At 68.2% G+C, this 21865-nt stretch carries 33 protein-coding genes; 31 read left to right on the forward strand and 2 right to left on the reverse strand.

The window, feature by feature from the left end; all coding sequences use genetic code 11:
• Window positions 1-70: 70 nt before the first annotated feature.
• Window positions 71-2368 carry an RNA repair domain-containing protein gene (locus tag P8A18_RS20740; protein ID WP_306056551.1) on the reverse strand — a complete coding sequence of 766 codons (2298 nt, stop codon included), beginning with the start codon at window positions 2366-2368 and terminating at the stop codon, window positions 71-73.
• Window positions 2368-4056 carry an RNA ligase family protein gene (locus P8A18_RS20745; RefSeq protein WP_306056553.1) on the reverse strand — a complete coding sequence of 563 codons (1689 nt, stop codon included), beginning with the start codon at window positions 4054-4056 and terminating at the stop codon, window positions 2368-2370. The genes P8A18_RS20740 and P8A18_RS20745 overlap by 1 nt, the downstream gene beginning before the upstream one ends.
• 497 nt (window positions 4057-4553) lie before the next feature.
• Between P8A18_RS20745 and rpsJ the strand changes: the two genes are divergently transcribed.
• The 31 genes from rpsJ (at window position 4554) to truA (ending at window position 21861) form a co-directional block, all read left to right on the forward strand.
• A complete protein-coding gene (gene rpsJ, locus P8A18_RS20750) occupies window positions 4554-4862 on the forward strand; it encodes a 30S ribosomal protein S10 (protein ID WP_003948644.1) in 309 nt (102 codons plus the stop codon).
• A 13-nt stretch (window positions 4863-4875) separates the two neighbouring features.
• Window positions 4876-5520: a 50S ribosomal protein L3 gene (rplC, locus tag P8A18_RS20755; protein WP_018550622.1), complete on the forward strand. Its 645-nt coding sequence runs from the start codon at window positions 4876-4878 to the stop codon at window positions 5518-5520.
• Between the two features lie 4 nt (window positions 5521-5524).
• A complete protein-coding gene (gene rplD / locus P8A18_RS20760) occupies window positions 5525-6175 on the forward strand; it encodes a 50S ribosomal protein L4 (protein WP_018550621.1) in 651 nt (216 codons plus the stop codon).
• Window positions 6175-6498 carry a 50S ribosomal protein L23 gene (gene rplW / locus P8A18_RS20765; protein ID WP_014154589.1) on the forward strand — a complete coding sequence of 108 codons (324 nt, stop codon included), beginning with the start codon at window positions 6175-6177 and terminating at the stop codon, window positions 6496-6498. The genes rplD and rplW overlap by 1 nt, the downstream gene beginning before the upstream one ends.
• Window positions 6499-6537: 39 nt before the next feature.
• A complete protein-coding gene (rplB, locus tag P8A18_RS20770) occupies window positions 6538-7374 on the forward strand; it encodes a 50S ribosomal protein L2 (protein WP_018550620.1) in 837 nt (278 codons plus the stop codon).
• Between the two features lie 12 nt (window positions 7375-7386).
• Window positions 7387-7668, forward strand: a complete 282-nt coding sequence (gene rpsS / locus P8A18_RS20775; protein WP_018101224.1) for a 30S ribosomal protein S19 — start codon at window positions 7387-7389, stop codon at window positions 7666-7668.
• Between the two features lie 41 nt (window positions 7669-7709).
• On the forward strand, window positions 7710-8057 hold the full coding sequence (rplV, locus tag P8A18_RS20780) for a 50S ribosomal protein L22 (RefSeq protein WP_026249422.1): 348 nt from the start codon (window positions 7710-7712) through the stop codon (window positions 8055-8057).
• Entirely contained in the window at window positions 8057-8893 is an 837-nt protein-coding gene (gene rpsC, locus P8A18_RS20785) for a 30S ribosomal protein S3 (RefSeq protein WP_018550618.1), read from the forward strand. The genes rplV and rpsC overlap by 1 nt, the downstream gene beginning before the upstream one ends.
• A gap of 5 nt (window positions 8894-8898) precedes the next feature.
• On the forward strand, window positions 8899-9318 hold the full coding sequence (gene rplP, locus P8A18_RS20790) for a 50S ribosomal protein L16 (protein WP_003966953.1): 420 nt from the start codon (window positions 8899-8901) through the stop codon (window positions 9316-9318).
• The gene (gene rpmC / locus P8A18_RS20795) at window positions 9318-9542 is read left to right on the forward strand and encodes a 50S ribosomal protein L29 (RefSeq protein WP_014047786.1); all 225 of its coding nucleotides are present in this window, start codon (window positions 9318-9320) and stop codon (window positions 9540-9542) included. Before rplP ends, rpmC begins: the two co-directional genes overlap by 1 nt.
• Window positions 9542-9826: a 30S ribosomal protein S17 gene (gene rpsQ, locus P8A18_RS20800; RefSeq protein WP_018550617.1), complete on the forward strand. Its 285-nt coding sequence runs from the start codon at window positions 9542-9544 to the stop codon at window positions 9824-9826. Before rpmC ends, rpsQ begins: the two co-directional genes overlap by 1 nt.
• A gap of 100 nt (window positions 9827-9926) precedes the next feature.
• A complete protein-coding gene (gene rplN / locus P8A18_RS20805) occupies window positions 9927-10295 on the forward strand; it encodes a 50S ribosomal protein L14 (protein ID WP_003966950.1) in 369 nt (122 codons plus the stop codon).
• Between the two features lie 2 nt (window positions 10296-10297).
• Complete coding sequence (gene rplX, locus P8A18_RS20810) at window positions 10298-10621, forward strand: 50S ribosomal protein L24 (protein ID WP_018550616.1); 324 nt, start codon at window positions 10298-10300, stop codon at window positions 10619-10621.
• Window positions 10621-11178 (forward strand): 50S ribosomal protein L5, encoded by a 558-nt coding sequence (gene rplE, locus P8A18_RS20815; RefSeq protein ID WP_018550615.1) that lies wholly within the window; start codon window positions 10621-10623, stop codon window positions 11176-11178. Before rplX ends, rplE begins: the two co-directional genes overlap by 1 nt.
• Window positions 11179-11180: 2 nt before the next feature.
• Window positions 11181-11366, forward strand: coding sequence for a type Z 30S ribosomal protein S14 (locus P8A18_RS20820; protein ID WP_003948630.1), 186 nt, complete (start codon window positions 11181-11183; stop codon window positions 11364-11366).
• Window positions 11367-11590: 224 nt separating this feature from the next.
• A complete protein-coding gene (rpsH, locus tag P8A18_RS20825; protein WP_018550614.1) occupies window positions 11591-11989 on the forward strand; it encodes a 30S ribosomal protein S8 in 399 nt (132 codons plus the stop codon).
• Window positions 11990-12010: 21 nt separating this feature from the next.
• Complete coding sequence (rplF, locus tag P8A18_RS20830) at window positions 12011-12550, forward strand: 50S ribosomal protein L6 (protein ID WP_306056560.1); 540 nt, start codon at window positions 12011-12013, stop codon at window positions 12548-12550.
• Between the two features lie 2 nt (window positions 12551-12552).
• On the forward strand, window positions 12553-12936 hold the full coding sequence (rplR, locus tag P8A18_RS20835) for a 50S ribosomal protein L18 (protein ID WP_018550612.1): 384 nt from the start codon (window positions 12553-12555) through the stop codon (window positions 12934-12936).
• A gap of 46 nt (window positions 12937-12982) precedes the next feature.
• Entirely contained in the window at window positions 12983-13588 is a 606-nt protein-coding gene (gene rpsE, locus P8A18_RS20840; RefSeq protein ID WP_018101216.1) for a 30S ribosomal protein S5, read from the forward strand.
• Complete coding sequence (gene rpmD / locus P8A18_RS20845) at window positions 13588-13770, forward strand: 50S ribosomal protein L30 (protein ID WP_018550611.1); 183 nt, start codon at window positions 13588-13590, stop codon at window positions 13768-13770. The genes rpsE and rpmD overlap by 1 nt, the downstream gene beginning before the upstream one ends.
• Before the next feature lies 1 nt (window position 13771).
• Window positions 13772-14227, forward strand: coding sequence for a 50S ribosomal protein L15 (gene rplO / locus P8A18_RS20850; RefSeq protein ID WP_018550610.1), 456 nt, complete (start codon window positions 13772-13774; stop codon window positions 14225-14227).
• A 225-nt stretch (window positions 14228-14452) separates the two neighbouring features.
• On the forward strand, window positions 14453-15772 hold the full coding sequence (secY, locus tag P8A18_RS20855) for a preprotein translocase subunit SecY (protein ID WP_018550609.1): 1320 nt from the start codon (window positions 14453-14455) through the stop codon (window positions 15770-15772).
• Entirely contained in the window at window positions 15772-16431 is a 660-nt protein-coding gene (locus P8A18_RS20860) for an adenylate kinase (protein WP_306056564.1), read from the forward strand. The genes secY and P8A18_RS20860 overlap by 1 nt, the downstream gene beginning before the upstream one ends.
• Before the next feature lie 136 nt (window positions 16432-16567).
• Window positions 16568-17404: a type I methionyl aminopeptidase gene (gene map / locus P8A18_RS20865; RefSeq protein ID WP_018550607.1), complete on the forward strand. Its 837-nt coding sequence runs from the start codon at window positions 16568-16570 to the stop codon at window positions 17402-17404.
• Window positions 17405-17568: 164 nt separating this feature from the next.
• The gene (gene infA, locus P8A18_RS20870) at window positions 17569-17790 is read left to right on the forward strand and encodes a translation initiation factor IF-1 (protein WP_003956442.1); all 222 of its coding nucleotides are present in this window, start codon (window positions 17569-17571) and stop codon (window positions 17788-17790) included.
• A gap of 59 nt (window positions 17791-17849) precedes the next feature.
• Window positions 17850-17963: a 50S ribosomal protein L36 gene (gene rpmJ, locus P8A18_RS20875; RefSeq protein ID WP_003956441.1), complete on the forward strand. Its 114-nt coding sequence runs from the start codon at window positions 17850-17852 to the stop codon at window positions 17961-17963.
• Between the two features lie 194 nt (window positions 17964-18157).
• Window positions 18158-18538, forward strand: coding sequence for a 30S ribosomal protein S13 (rpsM, locus tag P8A18_RS20880; RefSeq protein ID WP_018550606.1), 381 nt, complete (start codon window positions 18158-18160; stop codon window positions 18536-18538).
• 105 nt (window positions 18539-18643) lie between these two features.
• The gene (gene rpsK, locus P8A18_RS20885; RefSeq protein WP_003956432.1) at window positions 18644-19048 is read left to right on the forward strand and encodes a 30S ribosomal protein S11; all 405 of its coding nucleotides are present in this window, start codon (window positions 18644-18646) and stop codon (window positions 19046-19048) included.
• 138 nt (window positions 19049-19186) lie between these two features.
• Window positions 19187-20209, forward strand: coding sequence for a DNA-directed RNA polymerase subunit alpha (locus tag P8A18_RS20890; protein WP_003966937.1), 1023 nt, complete (start codon window positions 19187-19189; stop codon window positions 20207-20209).
• A gap of 232 nt (window positions 20210-20441) precedes the next feature.
• The gene (gene rplQ / locus P8A18_RS20895) at window positions 20442-20918 is read left to right on the forward strand and encodes a 50S ribosomal protein L17 (RefSeq protein ID WP_018550605.1); all 477 of its coding nucleotides are present in this window, start codon (window positions 20442-20444) and stop codon (window positions 20916-20918) included.
• A gap of 88 nt (window positions 20919-21006) precedes the next feature.
• The gene (truA, locus tag P8A18_RS20900) at window positions 21007-21861 is read left to right on the forward strand and encodes a tRNA pseudouridine(38-40) synthase TruA (protein WP_306056567.1); all 855 of its coding nucleotides are present in this window, start codon (window positions 21007-21009) and stop codon (window positions 21859-21861) included.
• Window positions 21862-21865: the final 4 nt, after the last annotated feature.

The raw sequence follows: 21865 nt of genomic DNA on the forward strand, positions 1-21865 counted from the left end.
GTGCGCGATGCACTTGCGCGCGAAGGACCTGTTGCCGCACTTCGCCGACCACCGGCGTCATGCTTTGCCCTCAAGCGCCTGATCCGGCACCGGCCAGTGGTTGTTGCGACGCCCCCGCGAGGGGCGGAAGCGGCAGGGGTGTCAGCGATGCGTCCGTGAGGCCGCGCAGTACCTCCGTGCCGATTTCCGTCAGGCGGGCGGCCTCCGGGGGCCTCGCGCCCAGGCCGATCGCATAGCCCGTGCGGCTGCCCGCCGGCTGGACGCGCGGCCAGACCCGGACGTCCGGTGCGCCCGCCTCGGACAACGCGGCGGTGAGGGCGAGGAGGCGGCCGCGCAGGCGGCCCTCGTCGGAGGGGGCGGCCGCCGCCAGGGCCCAGGCGCGGTGCTCGGTGAGCGGGGGCGGGGCGCAGAGGCGGCCGCGCGCGTCCGCGTCCGCCGTGTCCAGGATCTCCCACGCCCGGAACAGTTCCGCCGTGAGCAGGTCGCGGCCGGCCGGGGAGACCTGTGTCGTGCACGAGCGGACCGGGGACGTCGGCGTGTACACCGTGACCGGGTGGCCGTCCGCCGGGCCCTCGCCCACCGGGTCGCGCCAGTCCCACGCCGCCCACGTCGCGAAGAAGTCCCGGAGACCGCCCCCCTCGTGCGCGGTGCGGGCGGCGAGGAGCGCCCAGGCGATGCCCGGGAGGCCGCCGCACGGGGCGGAGTCCAGGCCCCTGACCGCCGCCCACTCCTTGACCTCCCGGGCAAGCGCGGTGAACGCCTCCCGGTGCGGCTCCGCCGCCATGAGCACCGCCTCCGCGTCGCTCACCGCGCTCAGCGCGACCGCCGCCGCCCCGCCCAGCTGCGCCCGGCGCGCAACCGCCTCGGCCGGGGGCACCGTCCCCGTCGCCACGGTGACCAGGTCCACCCGCAGGCCGTCCACGTACCAGCGCAGCCCCGGCACCCGGGCGCCCGTGACCTCCCGCAGGCCCCGCGCCTCCGGGAACGCGGCCGCGAGCCGGTCCCGTACACCCGACACGTCGGGCAGCGCCGCCACCAGGTCCAGGTCCGCGCCGGGGCGTGCGCAGCCCATGCGCCGGGAGCCCACGAGGTGCACGCGCGCCCCGGGAAGCGCCGACGCGACGCGGGCGGTTACCGCCTCGGCCGATTGGGAAGAGCCGGCGGTTTCGGCATGGGCCGCCGGGGAAGTCCCGGCGGTTTCGGCTCCGGCTTCGCGGGAAGACCGAGCGGTTTCGCCCCCGGCCGCCGGGGAAGCCGCGCCCAGCTCCACGCGTACCCCGTAGTGGTCGGAGACGTACAGACCGCCCGGTCCCGGCGCTTCCCCCCACAGCGTCGCCGTACGCGCCCGCAGCCGGTCCGTGCGCAGCAGCACCCGGTCCAGGCGGGAGACGCGGCCCGAGAGGGAGGAGATCGCGGCGAGGGGGTTGGCCGACGGGTCGAAGGTGGGGGTGTCGTCGGCGGGGCCGTGTATCTCCGTCCACGCGTCCGCCATCGCCAGGCGGGTCTGCGGGCGGTCGCCGCCGTCGTTGAAGTCGCCGACGAGCAGTAGCTCACCCGCCACCGACGCCAACCCCGTGGCCACATCGGCCAGTTCGGTGTCTCGGCGGACCGCGCCCTCGGGGGAGTGGTCGCTGCTGAGGTGGGTGACTGCCACCGTCACGGGGCCGTCCGCCGTTTCGACGACCACCGCCGCGACCGCCTTGTGCGGGCCCAGCGTGTGCACGGCCGCCTCGCTCACCGGCAGGCGGCTGAGCAGCAGCAGGCCGAGGTCCGGCACGTCGTGGCCGGACGGTTCGGTGGCGAGCGTGTAGCCCTCGCGTATCCTGTCGCAGGCCAGCAGCAGCGTGAGCAGCGCGGGCTCCACCTCCTGGAGCGCGATCACGTCCGCGTCCGCCGCGCGCAGGGCCTCGGTGAGCAGAGGGCGGCGGCGGGCGGTGTCGATGCGGTCGCTGTCGTAGCGGTCCCAGAGCGTGTTCCAGGTGAGGACCGTCAGCGGGCCGGGCGGGCCGGGTGGACCGGGCGGGCCGGGTGTCCGCGTCGGCGCCGGTTCCCAGGTGCCGGTCGCGGGGGAGTACGTGTGCGGGGTGCGGGCCGTGAAGTAGGGGGACGGCAGGCGGCGCGGCTCCCGTATCCGGCCCGCGTCCGTCGCGTCGATGCGGTCCGTGCCCGTCGCCCGGTCCCAGACCAGCTCACCGTCCGCCTCGAAGAAGAGGACCCGGTGCCAGGGGATGTCGCCGCCCGGCGTGAACCGGTCCAGCGGCACCCGCTTCGGCTCCCGGCCGCGCTGCGCCACGCCCAGCACGAAGCGCGCCGGGTCGAAGCGGGCGTCCCAGCGGACCCGGTGGTAGATCTCCTCGCTCGTGCGCATCAGGCCCGGTCCTCCACGGTTCCGCTGGTGCCGATGTACCAGGTGCGGTGCGCCTGGCCGGGGTACGGCGGGACGAACCGGTGCAGCTGCGACGCCAGCACCTGCGGGGGTACGGGGTGCTCGCGGCGCCCGTTGCGCGCGGTCAGTTCGTCCTCGCCGATCCAGGCCACGGCGTGGGTGACGAGGGCGTCGCGGCGGCGGGCGACCGCGTGGACCAGGGAGCGCCGGCGCGGGTTGAGCGAGGTGGCGTCCCAGACCACCGTCGCGCCCGGGACGAGCGCGGCGTCCAGGCGGTCCAGGCCCACGCGCAGGACGTCCTCGTTGGCGCTCTGGTCGGCGCGCGAACCCCGTGCCAGGCGCAGATCGTCCAGGGATATATAGGTGGCGGTCCCCGGCAGGCCCCGGCCGAAGGTGCTCTTGCCGCTGCCCGAGGGTCCGGCCAGCTGGACCAGGCGCGGGAAGTCCCCGGACCGCCACCGCCAGGTCGCGGCGACCGCCTCGTCGGCGGTGGTGACGCGGCCCAGCGCGTACGCCTCGCGGGCCTGCGCCAGGCAGCGGGCCCCGGCCTCGGGCGCGAGATCGGCGAAGGCCTCGCCCAGGCCGGCCGGTTCCCGTACCTCCTCCGCGTGCAGGGCCGACCACTCGACCTGCTCCCGCGCCTCGGGGGTGTCCGCCAGCACCCGGGACAGCGTGTGCAGGACGCTCAGGTCGGCGGCGAGCGCCATCCGGGCCAGACCGGCCCGCCGCTCCTCGTCCGGGTAGGGGCGGTGCAGGGCGGGGTACAGCCCGACGAGGTCCGCGACGCGGCGGGCGAGCGGCATGCCGAGGGGGCCAGTGAGCGCGGGGGCCAGCGCGGTCCGGCGGGTGCCGTGCAGCAGCGCGGCGAGGACACCGGCGAGCCGGTCGTCGCCGCCGCGGCCCAGCGCGTCGAGGGCGTCGGCGGTGGCGAGCGCGGCGGGGGCGTCGGTGGAGCCCGTGCCGGCGCCCCCGCCGCCGGGGCCCGTGGCGACGGACGTGGCGAGGGCCGCCGGGTCGACGGGGGCGCCGGAGCGTACGGCCCACAGCGCGGCGGCCGGTCCGAGGCCGTTCTGCACGACCTCCGCGTGCATCCAGTGGGTGTCCGTCGCCACATGCCCGGGGCGCACCCACTTGCCCACCCGGCGCCCGAACACGACGCCCGGGAAGCTCTCGACGGGGCGCACCACGTACCCCTCCTGCCGCCCCGTATCCAGCTTCAGCGCGCGCAGCGCCTTCGCGTCGAACACCCCGCGCCACAGCACCGGAGGCGCCGGGACGCCCAGGTCGCGCAGGAACGCCACGGTCCGGTCCCAGTCCAGGCACCGGTCGCCGTCCCAGACGGAGAAGCCGTAGAAGTGGCTCTCCAGCGAGTCGTACGCGAGGGAGTGCCGGGCGAACATGTTCTCGCCGCAGATCCGCCACCCCCGCGGGATGCGGGCGCCGATCCGGGCCTGGAGGGCCTTCACCCAGGTGCGGGAAGGGTGGTGCGCGGAGTCGAGGGAGCGGGCGTGCAGGCCGTCGGCGTACAGAGTGGTGTTCTCGCCGTCCAGCTTCTCGGTGACCACGACCTCCGCGCCGGTCAGCGCGGCGAGGTCCGTCATCCGTACATCGTCCGAGGTGGCCCCGGGGGACCAGGGCAGATGGGAGGTCCGCGGATAGTGCGTACGCATATCTGTGCCCCCGTGACGACGCCGTGCCAGGCCGGTCACTGTAGGGGCGGGAGCGGGGAGGGCTCGACCGAATATGCGGTACGGGGAGGGGCGCCGGGGCCTGCCCGCGTTTGACCAGCCACTCGGGAGGGGTAAGATCCCCGGCCCAATTGGCCAGGCTCATGACCCGTGTGGCACACTGGCCAGGTTGCTCGGTTGAGTGTCAATGCTGCGCGCCTCCCGCCGGGAGGACCGGAAGCGAGTCCCACAGTACTCGTCGGCCCCATGCGGGCCGGACGTACGGGAATCTTTCGGGAAGCGTAAGTGGGGCACCGGCCAGGCACCCGGTGGGGTTTCACCCCCGGCAGCGCGGTCTTGGCCCGCACCCCCTTGGTTGGGAAGTCCTTCGGGACTTCTGCGTAGAGGGGATGCGACACGCCCGACCGCGTGGGTCGGAGGCGGAGTTACCAGAACCTCGGGTTCCAGAGCGTTAACGAGAGACAGGACTACTAGTAGCCATGGCGGGACAGAAGATCCGCATCCGGCTCAAGGCCTACGACCACGAGGTCATCGACTCCTCGGCGAAGAAGATCGTCGAGACGGTGACCCGCACTGGTGCGTCGGTCGCGGGCCCGGTGCCGCTGCCCACTGAGAAGAACGTGTACTGCGTCATCAAGTCGCCGCACAAGTACAAGGACTCGCGCGAGCACTTCGAGATGCGCACGCACAAGCGCCTCATCGACATCCTCGACCCCACGCCGAAGACGGTTGACTCGCTCATGCGCCTCGACCTGCCGGCGGGCGTCGACATCGAGATCAAGCTCTGAGGTGACGCGCGAGATGGCTAAGAACATTAAGGGCGTCCTGGGCGAGAAGCTCGGCATGACCCAGGTCTGGGACGAGAACAACCGGGTTGTCCCGGTGACCGTCGTCAAGGCCGGGCCCTGCGTCGTGACCCAGGTCCGCACCAACGACAGCGACGGCTACGAGTCGGTCCAGATCGCCTTCGGCGAGATCGACCCGCGCAAGGTGAACAAGCCCCTCAAGGGCCACTTCGCCAAGGCCGACGTGACCCCGCGCCGCCACCTGGTGGAGCTCCGCACCCCTGACGCCAGCGAGTACACGCTCGGCCAGGAGATCACCGCCCAGGTGTTCGAGTCCGGCGTCAAGGTCGACGTCACGGGCAAGAGCAAGGGCAAGGGCTTCGCCGGTGTCATGAAGCGTCACAACTTCAAGGGCCTCGGTGCCGGTCACGGCGTCCAGCGCAAGCACCGCTCCCCCGGTTCGATCGGTGGCTGCGCCACCCCTGGGCGTGTCTTCAAGGGCATGCGCATGGCCGGTCGGATGGGTAACGAGCGCGTCACCACCCAGAACCTGACCATCCACGCGGTCGACGCGGAGAAGGGTCTGCTGCTCATCAAGGGCGCGGTCCCCGGTCCGAACGGCGGCCTCGTCCTGGTCCGTACCGCGGCCAAGGGGGCTTGAGGTAATGAGCACCATTGACATCCTTTCGCCGGCAGGCGACAAGGCCGGTACCGTCGAGCTCCCCGCGGAGATCTTCGACGCCAAGACCAGCGTCCCGCTGATCCACCAGGTCGTCGTCGCACAGCTGGCAGCCGCCCGTCAGGGCACGCACAAGACCAAGACCCGTGGCGAGGTCCGCGGTGGTGGGCGCAAGCCGTACCGCCAGAAGGGCACCGGCCGCGCGCGCCAGGGCTCGACCCGTGCGCCGCAGTTCGTCGGCGGTGGCGTCGTCCACGGCCCGCAGCCGCGTGACTACTCGCAGCGCACCCCGAAGAAGATGAAGGCCGCCGCCCTGCGCGGTGCCCTCTCCGACCGGGCGCGTCACTCCCGCATCCACGTCGTCACCGGCGTGGTCGAGGGTGGAGTCTCCACGAAGGCCGCCAAGTCGCTGTTCGGCAAGATCTCGGAGCGCAAGAACGTGCTCCTGGTCGTCGACCGCAACGACGAGGCCGCGTGGCTCTCCGCACGCAACCTGCCCCAGGTGCACATCCTGGAGCCGGGCCAGCTGAACACGTACGACGTGATCGTCTCTGACGACGTGGTCTTCACCCAGGCCGCCTTCGAGTCCTTCGTGTCTGGCCCCCAGACCGCTGAGACCGAAGGGAGCGACGCCTGATGAGCGAGGCGACCGTTACCAGCAAGACCTACTCCGACCCGCGCGACGTTCTCGTCAAGCCGGTTGTCTCGGAGAAGAGCTACGCGCTGCTCGACGAGAACAAGTACACGTTCATCGTCGCGCCCGGCTCCAACAAGACCCAGATCAAGCAGGCCGTGGAAGCGGTCTTCTCGGTCAAGGTCACCGGGGTCAACACGATCAACCGGCAGGGTAAGCGCAAGCGCACCAAGACCGGTTTCGGCAAGCGGGCTGACACCAAGCGCGCCATCGTGACCCTCGCTGAGGGCGACCGTATCGACATCTTCGGCGGCCCGACCTCTTAAGTGAGGTCGAGTCGTCCGGAATCGGACGAGGACTGAGAAATGGGTATCCGCAAGTACAAGCCGACGACCCCGGGCCGTCGTGGCTCCAGCGTCGCCGACTTTGTCGAGATCACGCGGTCCACGCCGGAGAAGTCGCTGGTCCGCCCCCTGCACAGCAAGGGCGGCCGTAACAACGCCGGTCGTGTGACCGTTCGCCACCAGGGCGGTGGCCACAAGCGCGCCTACCGCGTGATCGACTTCCGTCGTCACGACAAGGACGGCGTGCCGGCCAAGGTCGCGCACATCGAGTACGACCCCAACCGCACCGCGCGCATCGCGCTCCTGCACTACGCGGACGGCGAGAAGCGCTACATCATCGCGCCGCGTGGCCTGGCGCAGGGCGACCGTGTCGAGAACGGCCCGGCCGCCGACATCAAGCCCGGCAACAACCTGGCGCTGCGCAACATCCCGGTCGGTACGACCATCCACGCCATCGAGCTGCGGCCCGGCGGCGGCGCGAAGTTCGCCCGTTCCGCGGGTGCCTCCGTGCAGCTGCTGGCGAAGGAGGGCACCATGGCCCACCTTCGTATGCCGTCGGGTGAGATCCGCCTGGTCGACGCCCGCTGCCGCGCCACCATCGGCGAGGTCGGCAACGCCGAGCAGTCGAACATCAACTGGGGCAAGGCCGGCCGCATGCGGTGGAAGGGCGTCCGCCCGACCGTCCGTGGTGTCGTGATGAACCCGGTCGACCACCCGCACGGTGGTGGTGAGGGTAAGACCTCCGGTGGCCGTCACCCGGTTTCGCCGTGGGGTAAGAAGGAAGGTCGTACTCGTTCGCCCAAGAAGGCGTCGAACAAGTACATCGTCCGCCGCCGCAAGACGAACAAGAAGCGCTAGGAGCGGGTTTAGATGCCGCGCAGTCTCAAGAAGGGGCCCTTCGTCGACGGCCACCTCGCCAAGAAGGTGGACGTACAGAACGAGGCAGGCACCAAGAACGTCATCAAGACCTGGTCCCGTCGCTCGATGATCGTCCCGGCCATGCTGGGTCACACCATCGCGGTGCACAACGGCAAGATCCACGTCCCGGTGTTCGTCACCGAGTCGATGGTCGGCCACAAGCTCGGCGAGTTCTCGCCGACTCGCACCTTCCGCGGCCACGTCAAGGACGACCGGAAGTCGAAGCGCCGCTAACGCGGGGTGACCTGACTATGACTTACACCGAAGGGACAACCATGGAAGCCAGGGCCCAGGCGCGGTACATCCGCGTCACGCCCATGAAGGCCCGCCGAGTGGTGGACCTCATCCGTGGCATGGATGCCACGGAGGCTCAGGCGGTCCTGCGTTTCGCCCCGCAGGCCGCGAGCGTGCCGGTTGGCAAGGTGCTGGACAGCGCCATCGCCAACGCTGCACACAACTACGACCACACGGACGCCAACTCGCTGGTCATCAGCGAGGCGTACGTGGACGAGGGCCCGACCCTGAAGCGGTTCCGTCCGCGTGCTCAGGGCCGTGCCTACCGGATCCGTAAGCGGACCAGCCACATCACCGTGGTCGTCAGCAGCAAGGAAGGAACCCGGTAATGGGCCAGAAGGTAAACCCGCACGGGTTCCGGCTCGGCATCACCACGGACTTCAAGTCCCGCTGGTACGCCGACAAGCTGTACAAGGACTACGTCAAGGAAGACGTCGCCATTCGTCGCATGATGACGAAGGGCATGGAGCGGGCCGGCATCTCGAAGGTCGAGATCGAGCGCACCCGCGACCGCGTCCGCGTTGACATCCACACCGCCCGTCCGGGCATCGTCATCGGCCGCCGCGGCGCCGAGGCCGATCGCATCCGTGGCGAGCTGGAGAAGCTGACCGGCAAGCAGGTCCAGCTGAACATCCTTGAGGTCAAGAACCCCGAGGTGGACGCTCAGCTGGTGGCCCAGGCCGTCGCCGAGCAGCTCTCCTCGCGCGTCTCCTTCCGTCGGGCCATGCGCAAGAGCATGCAGAGCTCGATGAAGGCCGGCGCCAAGGGCATCAAGGTCCAGTGCGGTGGCCGCCTCGGCGGCGCCGAGATGTCCCGCTCGGAGTTCTACCGCGAGGGCCGTGTGCCCCTGCACACGCTCCGCGCGAACGTCGACTACGGCTTCTTCGAGGCCAAGACGACCTTCGGCCGCATCGGCGTGAAGGTCTGGATCTACAAGGGCGACGTCAAGAACATCGCCGAGGTCCGCGCCGAGAACGCCGCTGCCCGTGCGGGCAACCGCCCGGCCCGTGGCGGCGCCGACCGCCCGGCCGGCCGCGGTGGCCGCGGTGGCGAGCGTGGCGGCCGCGGCCGCAAGCCGCAGCAGTCGGCTCCGGCCGCCGAGGCCCCCAAGGCCGAGGCGCCCGCCGCTGCTCCGGCTGCTGAGAGCACCGGAACGGAGGCCTGACCGAAATGCTGATCCCCCGTAGGGTCAAGCACCGCAAGCAGCACCACCCGAAGCGAAGCGGTATGTCCAAGGGTGGCACGCAGGTTGCGTTCGGCGAGTACGGCATCCAGGCGCTGACCCCGGCGTACGTGACGAACCGTCAGATCGAGTCCGCTCGTATCGCGATGACCCGTCACATCAAGCGTGGCGGCAAGGTCTGGATCAACATCTACCCGGACCGTCCCCTGACGAAGAAGCCGGCCGAGACCCGCATGGGTTCCGGTAAGGGTTCTCCCGAGTGGTGGATCGCGAACGTCAAGCCGGGCCGGGTGATGTTCGAGCTGTCCTACCCGAACGAGAAGATTGCTCGTGAGGCGCTCACCCGCGCTGCTCACAAGCTTCCGATGAAGTGCCGGATCGTTCGGCGCGAGGCAGGTGAGTCGTGATGTCGGCCGGTACCAAGGCGTCCGAGCTGCGCGAGCTGGGCAACGAGGAGCTCCTCAACAAGCTCCGCGAGGCCAAGGAAGAGCTGTTCAACCTCCGCTTCCAGGCGGCGACCGGACAGCTCGAAAACCACGGCCGGCTCAAGTCCGTCCGTAAGGACATCGCCCGGATCTACACCCTGATGCGTGAGCGCGAGCTCGGCATCGAGACGGTGGAGAGCGTCTGATGAGCGAGAACACTGTGACTGAGACCAAGACCGAGCGCGGCTTCCGCAAGACCCGTGAGGGCCTCGTCGTCGGCGACAAGATGGACAAGACCGTCGTCGTCGCCGTCGAGGACCGCGTCAAGCACGCGCTGTACGGCAAGGTCATCCGCCGTACGAACAAGCTCAAGGCCCACGACGAGCAGAACTCCGCCGGTGTCGGCGACCGCGTCCTCCTGATGGAGACCCGGCCGCTGTCCGCCACCAAGCGGTGGCGCATCGTCGAGATCCTCGAGAAGGCCAAGTAATTCCTGAGGGGCATTCCCCTCAGGTCAGTTCCGCCAGGCTCGGCAGGGGCTCCCGCAACGGAGCCCCTGCCGGGAACCGGCAGACGATCAGGAGATAGACGTGATCCAGCAGGAGTCGCGACTGCGCGTCGCCGACAACACGGGTGCGAAGGAAATTCTCACCATCCGTGTTCTCGGTGGCTCGGGTCGCCGCTACGCGGGCATCGGTGACGTCATCGTTGCCACCGTCAAGGACGCGATCCCCGGTGGCAACGTGAAGAAGGGTGACGTCGTCAAGGCCGTCATCGTTCGCACCGTCAAGGAGCGTCGTCGTCAGGATGGCTCGTACATCCGCTTCGACGAGAACGCCGCCGTCATTCTGAAGAACGACGGCGACCCCCGCGGCACCCGTATCTTCGGCCCGGTGGGCCGTGAGCTGCGCGAGAAGAAGTTCATGAAGATCATCTCGCTCGCGCCGGAGGTGCTGTAAGCATGAAGATCAAGAAGGGCGACCTGGTTCAGGTCATCACCGGTAAGGACAAGGGCAAGCAGGGCAAGGTCATCGTGGCCTACCCCGCTCAGGACCGCGTCCTCGTCGAGGGTGTCAACCGGGTCAAGAAGCACACCAAGGCCGGCCAGACCGCTCGCGGTTCGCAGACCGGTGGCATTGTGACGACCGAGGCCCCGGTCCACGTCAGCAACGTGCAGCTGGTTGTTGAGAAGGACGGCAACAAGGTCGTTACTCGCGTCGGCTACCGCTTTGACGACGAGGGCAACAAGATCCGTGTTGCCAAGCGCACCGGTGAGGACATCTGATGACTACCACCACCGCGCCGCGTCTCAAGACGCGCTACCGCGAGGAAATCGCCGGCAAGCTGCGTGAGGAGTTCTCCTACGAGAACGTCATGCAGATTCCCGGTCTGGTCAAGATCGTGGTCAACATGGGTGTGGGCGACGCCGCCCGCGACTCCAAGCTGATCGACGGCGCCGTGCGCGACCTCACCACGATCACCGGTCAGAAGCCGGCCGTCACCAAGGCCCGCAAGTCGATCGCGCAGTTCAAGCTGCGCGAGGGGCAGCCGATCGGCTGCCACGTCACCCTCCGCGGTGACCGCATGTGGGAGTTCCTGGACCGTACGCTGTCGCTCGCGCTTCCGCGTATCCGTGACTTCCGTGGCCTGTCGCCCAAGCAGTTCGACGGCCGTGGCAACTACACCTTCGGTCTCACGGAGCAGGTCATGTTCCACGAGATCGACCAGGACAAGATCGACCGGGTCCGGGGCATGGACATCACCGTGGTCACCACGGCGACCAATGACGACGAGGGTCGTGCCCTCCTTCGTCACCTCGGCTTCCCGTTCAAGGAGAACTGACCGTGGCGAAGAAGGCTCTGATCGCTAAGGCCGCCCGTAAGCCGAAGTTCGGCGTCCGCGGGTACACCCGCTGCCAGCGCTGCGGCCGGCCCCACTCCGTCTACCGCAAGTTCGGCCTGTGCCGTGTGTGCCTTCGTGAGATGGCTCACCGCGGCGAGCTGCCGGGCGTGACCAAGAGCTCCTGGTAATTCTCCTTCGCCCTCTGGGCGTTGGGAATCACCGGAGACTCTCGGTAAGCATCTGGTCGGCAGGAGTCCCGCTCCGCATGCCGTAGGCTTGCAGGGTTGGGCGCCTGCCGTCCAAGACCGACTTACTACGCCGTAGGTCCCCGCACCGCACCCGTCCCGCCACTGAGTGGGGAGAGGGATGGCGCATACAGGAAACCCCGGCGAGAGAGGCCGAAGGCCAACTCATGACCATGACTGATCCCATCGCAGACATGCTCACGCGTCTGCGTAACGCGAACTCGGCGTATCACGACGACGTCACGATGCCGCACAGCAAGATCAAGTCGCACATCGCGGAGATCCTCCAGCAGGAGGGCTTCATCACGGGCTGGAAGGTCGAGGACGCCGAGGTCGGCAAGAACCTCGTCCTCGAGCTGAAGTTCGGCCCGAACCGCGAGCGCTCGATCGCCGGCATCAAGCGAATCTCGAAGCCGGGTCTGCGTGTCTACGCAAAGTCCACCAATCTGCCGAAGGTCCTCGGCGGCCTGGGCGTGGCGATCATCTCCACGTCCCACGGTCTCCTGACCGGCCAGCAGGCTCAGAAGAAGGGCGTAGGTGGGGAAGTCCTCGCCTACGTCTGGTAGTCGGGAACGGAGGAATAGCTCATGTCGCGAATCGGCAAGCTCCCCATCCAGGTTCCCGCCGGTGTGGACGTCACCATCGATGGCCGTACGGTCGCGGTGAAGGGCCCCAAGGGCACCCTCACGCACACCGTTGCGGCTCCGATCGAGGTCACCAAGGGTGAGGACGGCGTTCTGAACGTCGTCCGCCCGAACGACGAGCGTCAGAACAAGGCCCTGCACGGCCTGTCCCGCACGCTGGTGGCGAACATGATCACCGGTGTGACCCAGGGATACATCAAGGCGCTCGAAATCAGTGGTGTCGGTTACCGCGTCCAGGCGAAGGGCTCCAACCTGGAGTTCGCCCTGGGCTACAGCCACCCGATCCTGATCGAGGCCCCGGAGGGCATCACCTTCAAGGTGGAGACCCCCACGAAGTTCAGTGTCGAGGGCATCGACAAGCAGAAGGTCGGCGAGACCGCGGCCAAGATCCGCAAGCTGCGGAAGCCTGACCCGTACAAGGCCAAGGGCGTCAAGTACGCCGGCGAGGTCATCCGCCGCAAGGTCGGAAAGGCTGGTAAGTAGCGATGGCATACGGCGTGAAGATCGCCAAGGGCGACGCGTACAAGCGTGCCGCTCTCAAGCGTCGCCACATCCGCGTCCGCAAGCACATCTCCGGTTCGCCGGAGCGTCCGCGCTTGGTCGTGACGCGGTCCAACCGCCACATGGTGGCTCAGGTCATCGACGACATCGCGGGCCACACGCTCGCCTCGGCGTCGACCCTGGACGTCTCCATCCGTGGTGGCGAGGGCGACAAGAGCAGCCAGGCCAAGCAGGTCGGCGCCCTGGTCGCCGAGCGTGCCAAGGCCGCAGGCGTCGAGGCCGTCGTGTTTGACCGCGGTGGTAACCAGTACGCCGGGCGGATTGCCGCTCTGGCTGACGCCGCCCGTGAAGCCGGGCTGAAGTTCTAGCCCCGGTTCCTACGCACAGCGGACGTAACAGAGAGAGGTAAATCCAATGGCTGGACCCCAGCGCCGCGGAAGCGGTGCCGGTGGCGGCGAGCGGCGGGACCGGAAGGGCCGTGACGGCGGCGCTGCTGCCGCCGAGAAGACCGCGTACGTCGAGCGCGTCGTCGCGATCAACCGTGTCGCCAAGGTTGTGAAGGGTGGTCGTCGCTTCAGCTTCACCGCGCTGGTCGTGGTGGGCGATGGTGACGGCACCGTCGGTGTCGGTTACGGCAAGGCCAAGGAAGTTCCCGCGGCCATTGCCAAGGGTGTCGAAGAGGCCAAGAAGAACTTCTTCAAGGTCCCCCGCATCCAGGGCACCATCCCTCACCCGATCCAGGGCGAGAAGGCTGCGGGCGTCGTCCTGCTCAAGCCGGCTTCCCCCGGTACCGGTGTGATCGCCGGTGGCCCGGTGCGCGCCGTTCTCGAGTGCGCCGGCGTTCACGACATCCTGTCGAAGTCGCTCGGGTCCTCGAACCCGATCAACATCGTGCACGCGACCGTGGCGGCCCTCCAGGGCCTGCAGCGTCCCGAGGAGATCGCGGCCCGCCGCGGTCTGCCCCTTGAGGACGTCGCTCCCGCGGCTCTGCTTCGTGCTCGTGCGGGAGCGGGTGCGTAATGGCTCGCCTCAAGATCACGCAGACGAAGTCGTACATCGGCAGCAAGCAGAACCACCGCGACACCCTGCGTTCGCTCGGGCTCAAGCGCCTGCACGACGTGGTTGTCAAGGAGGACCGCCCCGAGTTCCGCGGCATGGTGCACACCGTCCGCCACCTCGTGACGGTTGAGGAGGTCGACTGACATGGCGGAGAACAAGCCGCTGAAGGCGCATGACCTCCGGCCTGCCCCGGGCGCCAAGACCGCCAAGACCCGTGTGGGTCGTGGTGAGGCGTCCAAGGGTAAGACCGCTGGTCGTGGTACCAAGGGCACCAAGGCCCGTTACCAGGTTCCGGAGCGCTTCGAGGGTGGGCAGATGCCCCTCCACATGCGTCTCCCGAAGCTCAAGGGCTTCAAGAACCCGTTCCGCACCGAGTACCAGGTCGTGAACCTGGACAAGCTCGCGACGCTCTACCCCGAGGGTGGAGAGGTCACGGTGGCCGATCTGGTCGCCAAGGGCGCTGTGCGCAACAACCACCTCGTCAAGGTCCTCGGACAGGGCGAGATCTCCGTGGCGCTGCAGGTTTCGGTTGACGCCGTCTCCGGCTCCGCCAAGGAGAAGATTGCCGCCGCCGGCGGCACCGTCACTGAGCTCGTCTGAGACAACTCGGACAGTTCGGTGGACTGAACATCCGACCGGGGATGCCCTCTCATATGGGGCATCCCCGGTTGGTCGTTCCTAGGGGGGCATGTACGCCGGTAAGGTGGCGTCCGTTGCTGTGGTATCCCCTGGGCGTACGCGCCCAGGAGCCCTTTGACTGTTATGTATCCGTCGATCCTCAAGACCGTCACCTCTACGCTCTGCGCGGGGGTCGCAGGAGGCACCGTGCTCACCGGCTTCGCCCGGGCGTTCAAGACGCCCGACCTGCGCAAGAAGCTGTTCTTCACACTCGGCATCATCGTGCTCTACCGGCTCGGGGCGCATATCCCGGTACCGGGAGTCAGCTACGAGAACGTCCAGACCTGTGTTGATCAGGCAAGTAAGGGCAATAACAGCCTTTTCGGCCTGGTGAACATGTTCAGCGGTGGTGCGCTGCTGCAGATCACGATCTTCGCGCTCGGCATCATGCCGTACATCACGGCCAGCATCATTCTTCAGCTGCTGACCGTCGTCATTCCCCGACTTGAGGCCCTCAAGAAGGAGGGGCAGTCCGGCCAGGCGAAGATCACGCAGTACACGCGTTATCTGACGGTCGCGCTCGCCATCCTCCAGGGCACCGGCCTGGTGGCCACCGCCCGCAGCGGTGCGCTCTTCAGCGGCTGCCCCGTCGCCGACCAGATCGTTCCGAACCAGTCGATGTTCACGACCATCGTCATGGTCATCACGATGACCGCCGGAACCGCCGCCGTCATGTGGCTCGGTGAGCTCATCACCGACCGCGGCATCGGCAACGGCATGTCGATCCTGATGTTCATCTCGATCGCCGCCAGCTTCCCCGGCGCCCTGTGGGCCATCAAGACGAGCGGCAAGCTCGCGGACGGCTGGATCGAGTTCGGCACCGTCATCCTGATCGGCTTCGTGATGGTGGCCCTGGTCGTCTTCGTCGAGCAGGCCCAGCGCCGTATCCCGGTGCAGTACGCGAAGCGCATGATCGGGCGCCGCTCCTACGGTGGTACGTCCACCTACATCCCGCTCAAGGTGAACCAGGCGGGTGTGATTCCCGTCATCTTCGCTTCTTCGCTGCTCTACATTCCGGCCCTGATCGTCCAGTTCTCCAACTCCACCGCGGGCTGGGCGACCTGGATCAAGGACCACTTCGTCAAGGGTGACCACCCGTACTACATCACCGCCTACTTCCTGTTGATCGTCTTCTTCGCCTTCTTCTATGTGGCGATTTCGTTCAACCCCGAGGAAGTAGCCGACAACATGAAGAAGTATGGTGGCTTCATCCCGGGTATCCGGGCTGGTCGACCTACTGCCGAGTACCTGAGCTACGTGCTCAACAGGATCACTTGGCCGGGCTCGCTGTACCTGGGTCTGATCGCTCTGGTGCCGACGATGGCGTTGGCAGGCTTCGGTGGCGCTAACCAGAACTTCCCGTTCGGCGGGACGAGCATCCTCATCATCGTGGGTGTGGGTCTGGAGACCGTGAAGCAGATTGAGAGTCAGCTCCAGCAGCGCAATTACGAAGGGTTCCTCCGCTGATGCGAATCGTCCTCGTCGGCCCGCCGGGTGCCGGCAAGGGAACGCAGGCTGCGTACCTTGCCAAGAACCTGTCGATTCCGCACATCTCAACGGGCGACCTCTTCCGCGCCAACATCAGCCAGGGCACTGACCTTGGCAAGCAGGCCCGCGCCTACATGGACGCGGGGCAGCTGGTGCCGGACGAGGTGACGATCGGGATGGCCAAGGACCGCATGTCCCAGCCGGACGCGGTCAACGGCTTCCTGCTCGACGGCTTCCCGCGCAACGTGGGCCAGGCCGAAGCTCTTGATGTGATGCTCAAGGACGAGGGCGTGAAGCTGGACGCCGTGCTCGATCTGGAGGTCCCCGAGGACGAGGTCGTGAAGCGGATCGCGGGTCGCCGCATCTGCCGCAACGACAGCGCGCACGTCTTCCACGCCACGTACAACCCGCCGAAGACCGAGGGTGTCTGCGACACCTGCGGCGGCGAGCTGTACCAGCGCGAGGACGACAGCGAGGAGACGGTGCGTACCCGGCTGGAGGTCTACCACACGCAGACCGAGCCGATCATCGACTACTACCGGTCCCAGGACCTGGTGGTCACCATCTCCGCGCTCGGCAAGGTCACCGACGTGACCGACCGGGCCATGGCGGCGCTGAAGAAGCCCGACGAGGGCTGAGCGCGCGCACGTGTAGTACTCGCAGTGAATTCGGCCGCGGCGTCCTTCGGGCGCCGCGGCCGACTGCTTGCCCCGTATCCGCCGTATCGTGGATGTCCCGCCCCCGTCACCGTCCCCACCCGAAAGGCGCCGCAGCATGGTGCAGATCAAGACCCCCGAGCAGATCGCGAAGATGCGCGAGGCGGGGCTGGTGGTCGCCGCCATCCACGCGGCCACCCGCGAGGCGGCGGTGCCCGGTGCCACCACCCGGGACCTGGACCAGGTCGCGCGCAAGGTGATCGCGGACCACGGCGCCAAGTCGAACTTCCTCGGGTACGGCGGGTTCCCCGCGACCATCTGCACCTCGGTCAACGAGGTCGTCGTCCACGGCATCCCGGACGACAGGACGGTCCTCAAGGACGGCGACATCATCTCCATCGACGCCGGCGCGATCGTCGACGGCTGGCACGGCGACGCCGCGTACACGGCCTTCGTCGGCACGGGTCACGCTCCGGAGCTGGTCGAGCTGTCCCGGGTGACCGAGGAGTCCATGTGGGCCGGCATCGCCGCGATGAAGGTGAACAACCGGCTGGTCGACATCTCGAAGGCGATCGAGTCCTACATCCGCCGCCAGCCCCGCCCCGCGACCGGCAAGTACGGGATCGTCGAGGACTACGGCGGGCACGGCATCGGCACCGAGATGCACATGGACCCGCACCTGCTGAACTACGTCGCCCGCAAGCGCGGCAAGGGCATCAAGCTGGTCCCGGGCGTCTGCCTGGCCATCGAGCCCATGGTCTCCCTCGGTACGCCCCACACCGAGGTCCTGGAGGACGAGTGGACCGTCGTCACCACCGACGGCACCTGGTCCTCGCACTGGGAGCACTCCATCGCCCTCACCGAGCAGGGCCCGCTGGTCCTGACCGCCCCGGACTGCGGCCGCGAGAAGCTGGCGCAGTATGGCGTGGAGGCGGCGCCCGACCCTCTGGGGTGATTGACAGCCGCCCGGAGGTCTAAGGATCTCCTGCGGTGGGCAAACTTGACGGATTCGTCTTTTGGAGTCCGCTGACGTAGACTGACTCGTCGGCTCTCGTGCATCCGTGTGTCCACATACGGCGGACGAGAGACGATCAAGGTAGCCGATTCGAAAGGCGAAGCGTGGCCAAGAAGCAAGGTGCCATCGAAATTGAGGGCACCGTGATCGAGTCCCTCCCGAACGCCATGTTCAAGGTGGAGCTCCAGAACGGTCACAAGGTCCTCGCGCACATCTCCGGCAAGATGCGTATGCACTACATCCGCATCCTCCCGGATGACCGGGTCGTCGTGGAGCTGTCTCCGTACGACCTGACGCGTGGCCGGATCGTCTACCGGTACAAGTAGATCTTGCCGCCGCCCGCCTCGGCGCGGTGTCGGCACTGACCCGGAGAACCTGACATCCCATGAAGGTCAAGCCGAGCGTCAAGAAGATCTGCGACAAGTGCAAGGTGATCCGCCGTCACGGCCGGGTCATGGTCATCTGCGACAACCTGCGCCACAAGCAGCGCCAGGGCTGACGCACGACCCCCTGCATCTCGCAGTTCTTCGCGCGACGCACGTAATACGTACATACGCAGAGCCCGTCCAAGCCACGGCTGACGACACCTCCGGCGGGGGCCGGGGACCCGGACGTACCACCTCTCCCAGCGAGAGGTCGGCGGTCGGGAGCGGTTCTGCGGAAGACCCCCGAAATAACAACTGGAGCCATTGAATGGCACGCGTTTCAGGTGTTGACATCCCGCGCGAAAAGCGCGTGGAGGTTGCCCTCACCTACGTCTTCGGTATCGGGCGCACCCGGTCCAAGGAGATCCTCGCCGCCGCCGGCGTGAACCCGGACACCCGCGTTCGTGACCTGGCCGAAGAGGACCTGGTCAAGATCCGCGAGTACGTGGACGCCAACCTCCGCACCGAGGGTGACCTCCGCCGCGAGATCCAGGCCGACATCCGCCGCAAGGTCGAGATCGGCTGCTACCAGGGTCTCCGTCACCGCCGCGGTCTGCCGGTCCACGGCCAGCGCACCAGCACCAACGCCCGTACCCGCAAGGGTCCGCGTCGCGCGATCGCCGGCAAGAAGAAGCCGGGCAAGAAGTAGTCCTCAGCGGACGCACTGCGCGCGTCCGGATCTCCGGACAGGCGCAGCAACCAGCGGTCTTCGCTGTAGGACCGATCACCTCCCCTCTCCATCTGGAGTCAAGACATGCCCCCCAAGGGTCGTCAGGGCGCAGCCAAGAAGGTGCGTCGCAAGGAAAAGAAGAACGTCGCTCACGGCCACGCGCACATCAAGAGCACGTTCAACAACACCATCGTCTCGATCACGGACCCCTCGGGCAACGTGATCTCCTGGGCCTCCGCCGGCCACGTCGGCTTCAAGGGCTCGCGCAAGTCCACCCCCTTCGCCGCGCAGATGGCCGCCGAGTCGGCCGCCCGCCGCGCGCAGGAGCACGGCATGCGCAAGGTCGACGTCTTCGTGAAGGGTCCGGGCTCCGGCCGCGAGACCGCGATCCGCTCGCTCCAGGCCACGGGCCTGGAGGTCGGTTCGATCCAGGACGTCACCCCGACGCCGCACAACGGCTGCCGTCCGCCGAAGCGTCGCCGCGTCTGATCCGTCACGGCCGGTGACGGCCGTACGGCAGAAGCGTGGGTACGGGCGGTATGCCCCCTGCGGGGGTGTGCCGCCCGTATCCTTGTTTCATCTGTCGGGTGTCAAATAGTGGGCGCCCACGACTGAAGGATTCACATCATGCTGATCGCTCAGCGTCCGTCGCTGACCGAAGAGGTCGTCGACGAATTCCGCTCGCGGTTCGTCATCGAGCCGCTGGAGCCCGGCTTCGGCTACACGCTCGGCAACTCCCTGCGCCGCACGCTCCTCTCCTCGATCCCGGGTGCCGCTGTCACCAGCATCCGCATCGACGGTGTCCTGCACGAGTTCACCACCGTGCCGGGCGTCAAGGAGGACGTGACCGACCTCATCCTCAACATCAAGCAGCTGGTCGTCTCCTCGGAGCACGACGAGCCGGTCGTGATGTACCTGCGCAAGCAGGGCCCCGGCCTGGTCACCGCCGCGGACATCGCCCCGCCGGCCGGTGTCGAGGTGCACAACCCGGACCTGGTCCTGGCCACGCTGAACGGCAAGGGCAAGCTGGAGATGGAGCTGACCGTCGAGCGCGGTCGCGGCTACGTCTCCGCCGTCCAGAACAAGCAGGTCGGCCAGGAGATCGGCCGCATCCCGGTCGACTCCATCTACTCGCCGGTGCTCAAGGTCACGTACAAGGTCGAGGCGACCCGTGTCGAGCAGCGCACCGACTTCGACAAGCTGATCGTCGACGTCGAGACCAAGCAGGCCATGCGTCCCCGTGACGCCATGGCGTCGGCCGGTAAGACCCTGGTCGAGCTGTTCGGTCTGGCGCGCGAGCTCAACATCGACGCCGAGGGCATCGACATGGGCCCGTCGCCGACGGACGCCGCGCTCGCGGCGGACCTGGCGCTGCCGATCGAGGAGCTGGAGCTCACGGTCCGCTCGTACAACTGCCTCAAGCGTGAGGGCATCCACTCGGTGGGCGAGCTGGTGGCCCGCTCCGAGGCGGACCTGCTCGACATCCGCAACTTCGGTGCGAAGTCGATCGACGAGGTCAAGGCGAAGCTGGCCGGTATGGGCCTGGCGCTGAAGGACTCGCCTCCCGGCTTCGACCCGACCGCCGCCGCGGACGCGTTCGGCGCGGACGACGACGCGGACGCGGGTTTCGTGGAGACCGAGCAGTACTAGGTCGCCTCCGGCTGGGGTGCGCCTCTTTGAGGGGTGCCCCGGACCGGGCGAGGGCTTTTGTCCTCAATCGCCGGACGGGCTTGATTTTCGGGTTGGGGCCCGGATTTCGGGTGCGGATGCCGACTCGTGATTGGGTCGGTCCGGCGACAGCACACACTTCCGCGTGGCGACCGCCGCGTGGGAACTGACATCGGTACCTGATACGGCCGGTGCAGCACACAAGGAGAAAACCATGCCGAAGCCCGCCAAGGGTGCCCGTCTGGGCGGCAGCGCAGCGCACGAGAAGCTTCTGCTGAACAACCTCGCGAAGTCGCTGTTCGAGCACGGCCGCATCACCACGACCGAGGCCAAGGCCCGCCGCCTGCGTCCGGTCGCGGAGCGCTTCATCACCAAGGCGAAGAAGGGCGACATCCACAACCGTCGCCTGGTGCTGCAGTCGATCACGGACAAGGGCATCGTTCACACGCTCTTCACCGAGATCGCCCCGCGGTACGAGAACCGCCCCGGTGGTTACACCCGCATCACCAAGATCGGCAACCGTCGTGGCGACAACGCCCCGATGGCCGTCATCGAGCTGGTCGAGGCGCTGACCGTGGCGCAGCAGGCCACCGGTGAGGCCGAGGCCGCCACCAAGCGTGCGGTCAAGGAAGACGCGGCCAAGCAGGACGAGACCCCGGTCGAGTCCGTCGAGGACGCGAAGGACGCCTGAGCGTTCCGGAACCACTGAACGGGTCCGCATCACCCTCCGGGGCGGTGCGGGCCCGTTCGGCTGTGCGGGATCTTGAGAGGATGCGCTGGTGAGTGACGTGGTGGAGCCCGGCTTCGTACGGGTGCGGCTGGACCTGGCCTATGACGGCAAGGACTTCTCGGGCTGGGCGAAGCAGACCGCGCGGCGGACGGTCCAGGGGGAGATCGAGGATGCGCTGCGGACCGTGACCCGCTCCTCGCGCACGTACGACCTGACGGTGGCCGGGCGCACCGATGCCGGGGTGCACGCCCGGGGTCAGGTGGCCCATGTGGACCTGCCGGCCGAGGTGTGGGCCGAGCACGCCGAGAAGCTGCTGCGGCGGCTGGCCGGGCGGATGGCGCCCGATGTGCGGGTGTGGCGGGCCGCGGAGGCCCCGGCGGGGTTCAACGCCCGGTTCTCGGCCCTGTGGCGCCGGTACGCCTACCGGGTGGCCGACCGGCCCGGCGGGGTCGACCCGCTGGTGCGGGGCCATGTGCTGTGGCACGACCGGCCGTTGGACGTGGCCGCGATGAACGCCGCCGCCGCGCGCATGACCGGGGAGCACGACTTCGCCGCGTACTGCAAGAAGCGCGAGGGCGCGACGACCATCCGGACCTTGCAGAAACTGCGCTGGGTACGGGACGAGGCGTCCGGGATCATCACGGGGACCGTGCAGGCCGACGCCTTCTGCCACAACATGGTGCGCGCGCTGGTGGGAGCGATGCTGTTCGTGGGCGACGGGCGGCGCCCCGACCCGTGGCCGGCCGAGGTGCTGGCTGCCGGGGTGCGCGACCCGGGGGTGCATGTGGTGCGCCCGCACGGGCTGACGCTGGAGGAAGTGGCCTACCCGGCCGATGAGTTGCTGGCGGCGCGGGCGGTGGAGGCCCGCAATGTGCGGACCCTGCCGGGGGCGGGCTGCTGCTGAACCG

It is taken from the genome of Streptomyces sp. Mut1 (assembly GCF_030719295.1).
In the GTDB taxonomy this organism is placed as follows: domain Bacteria; phylum Actinomycetota; class Actinomycetes; order Streptomycetales; family Streptomycetaceae; genus Streptomyces; species Streptomyces castrisilvae.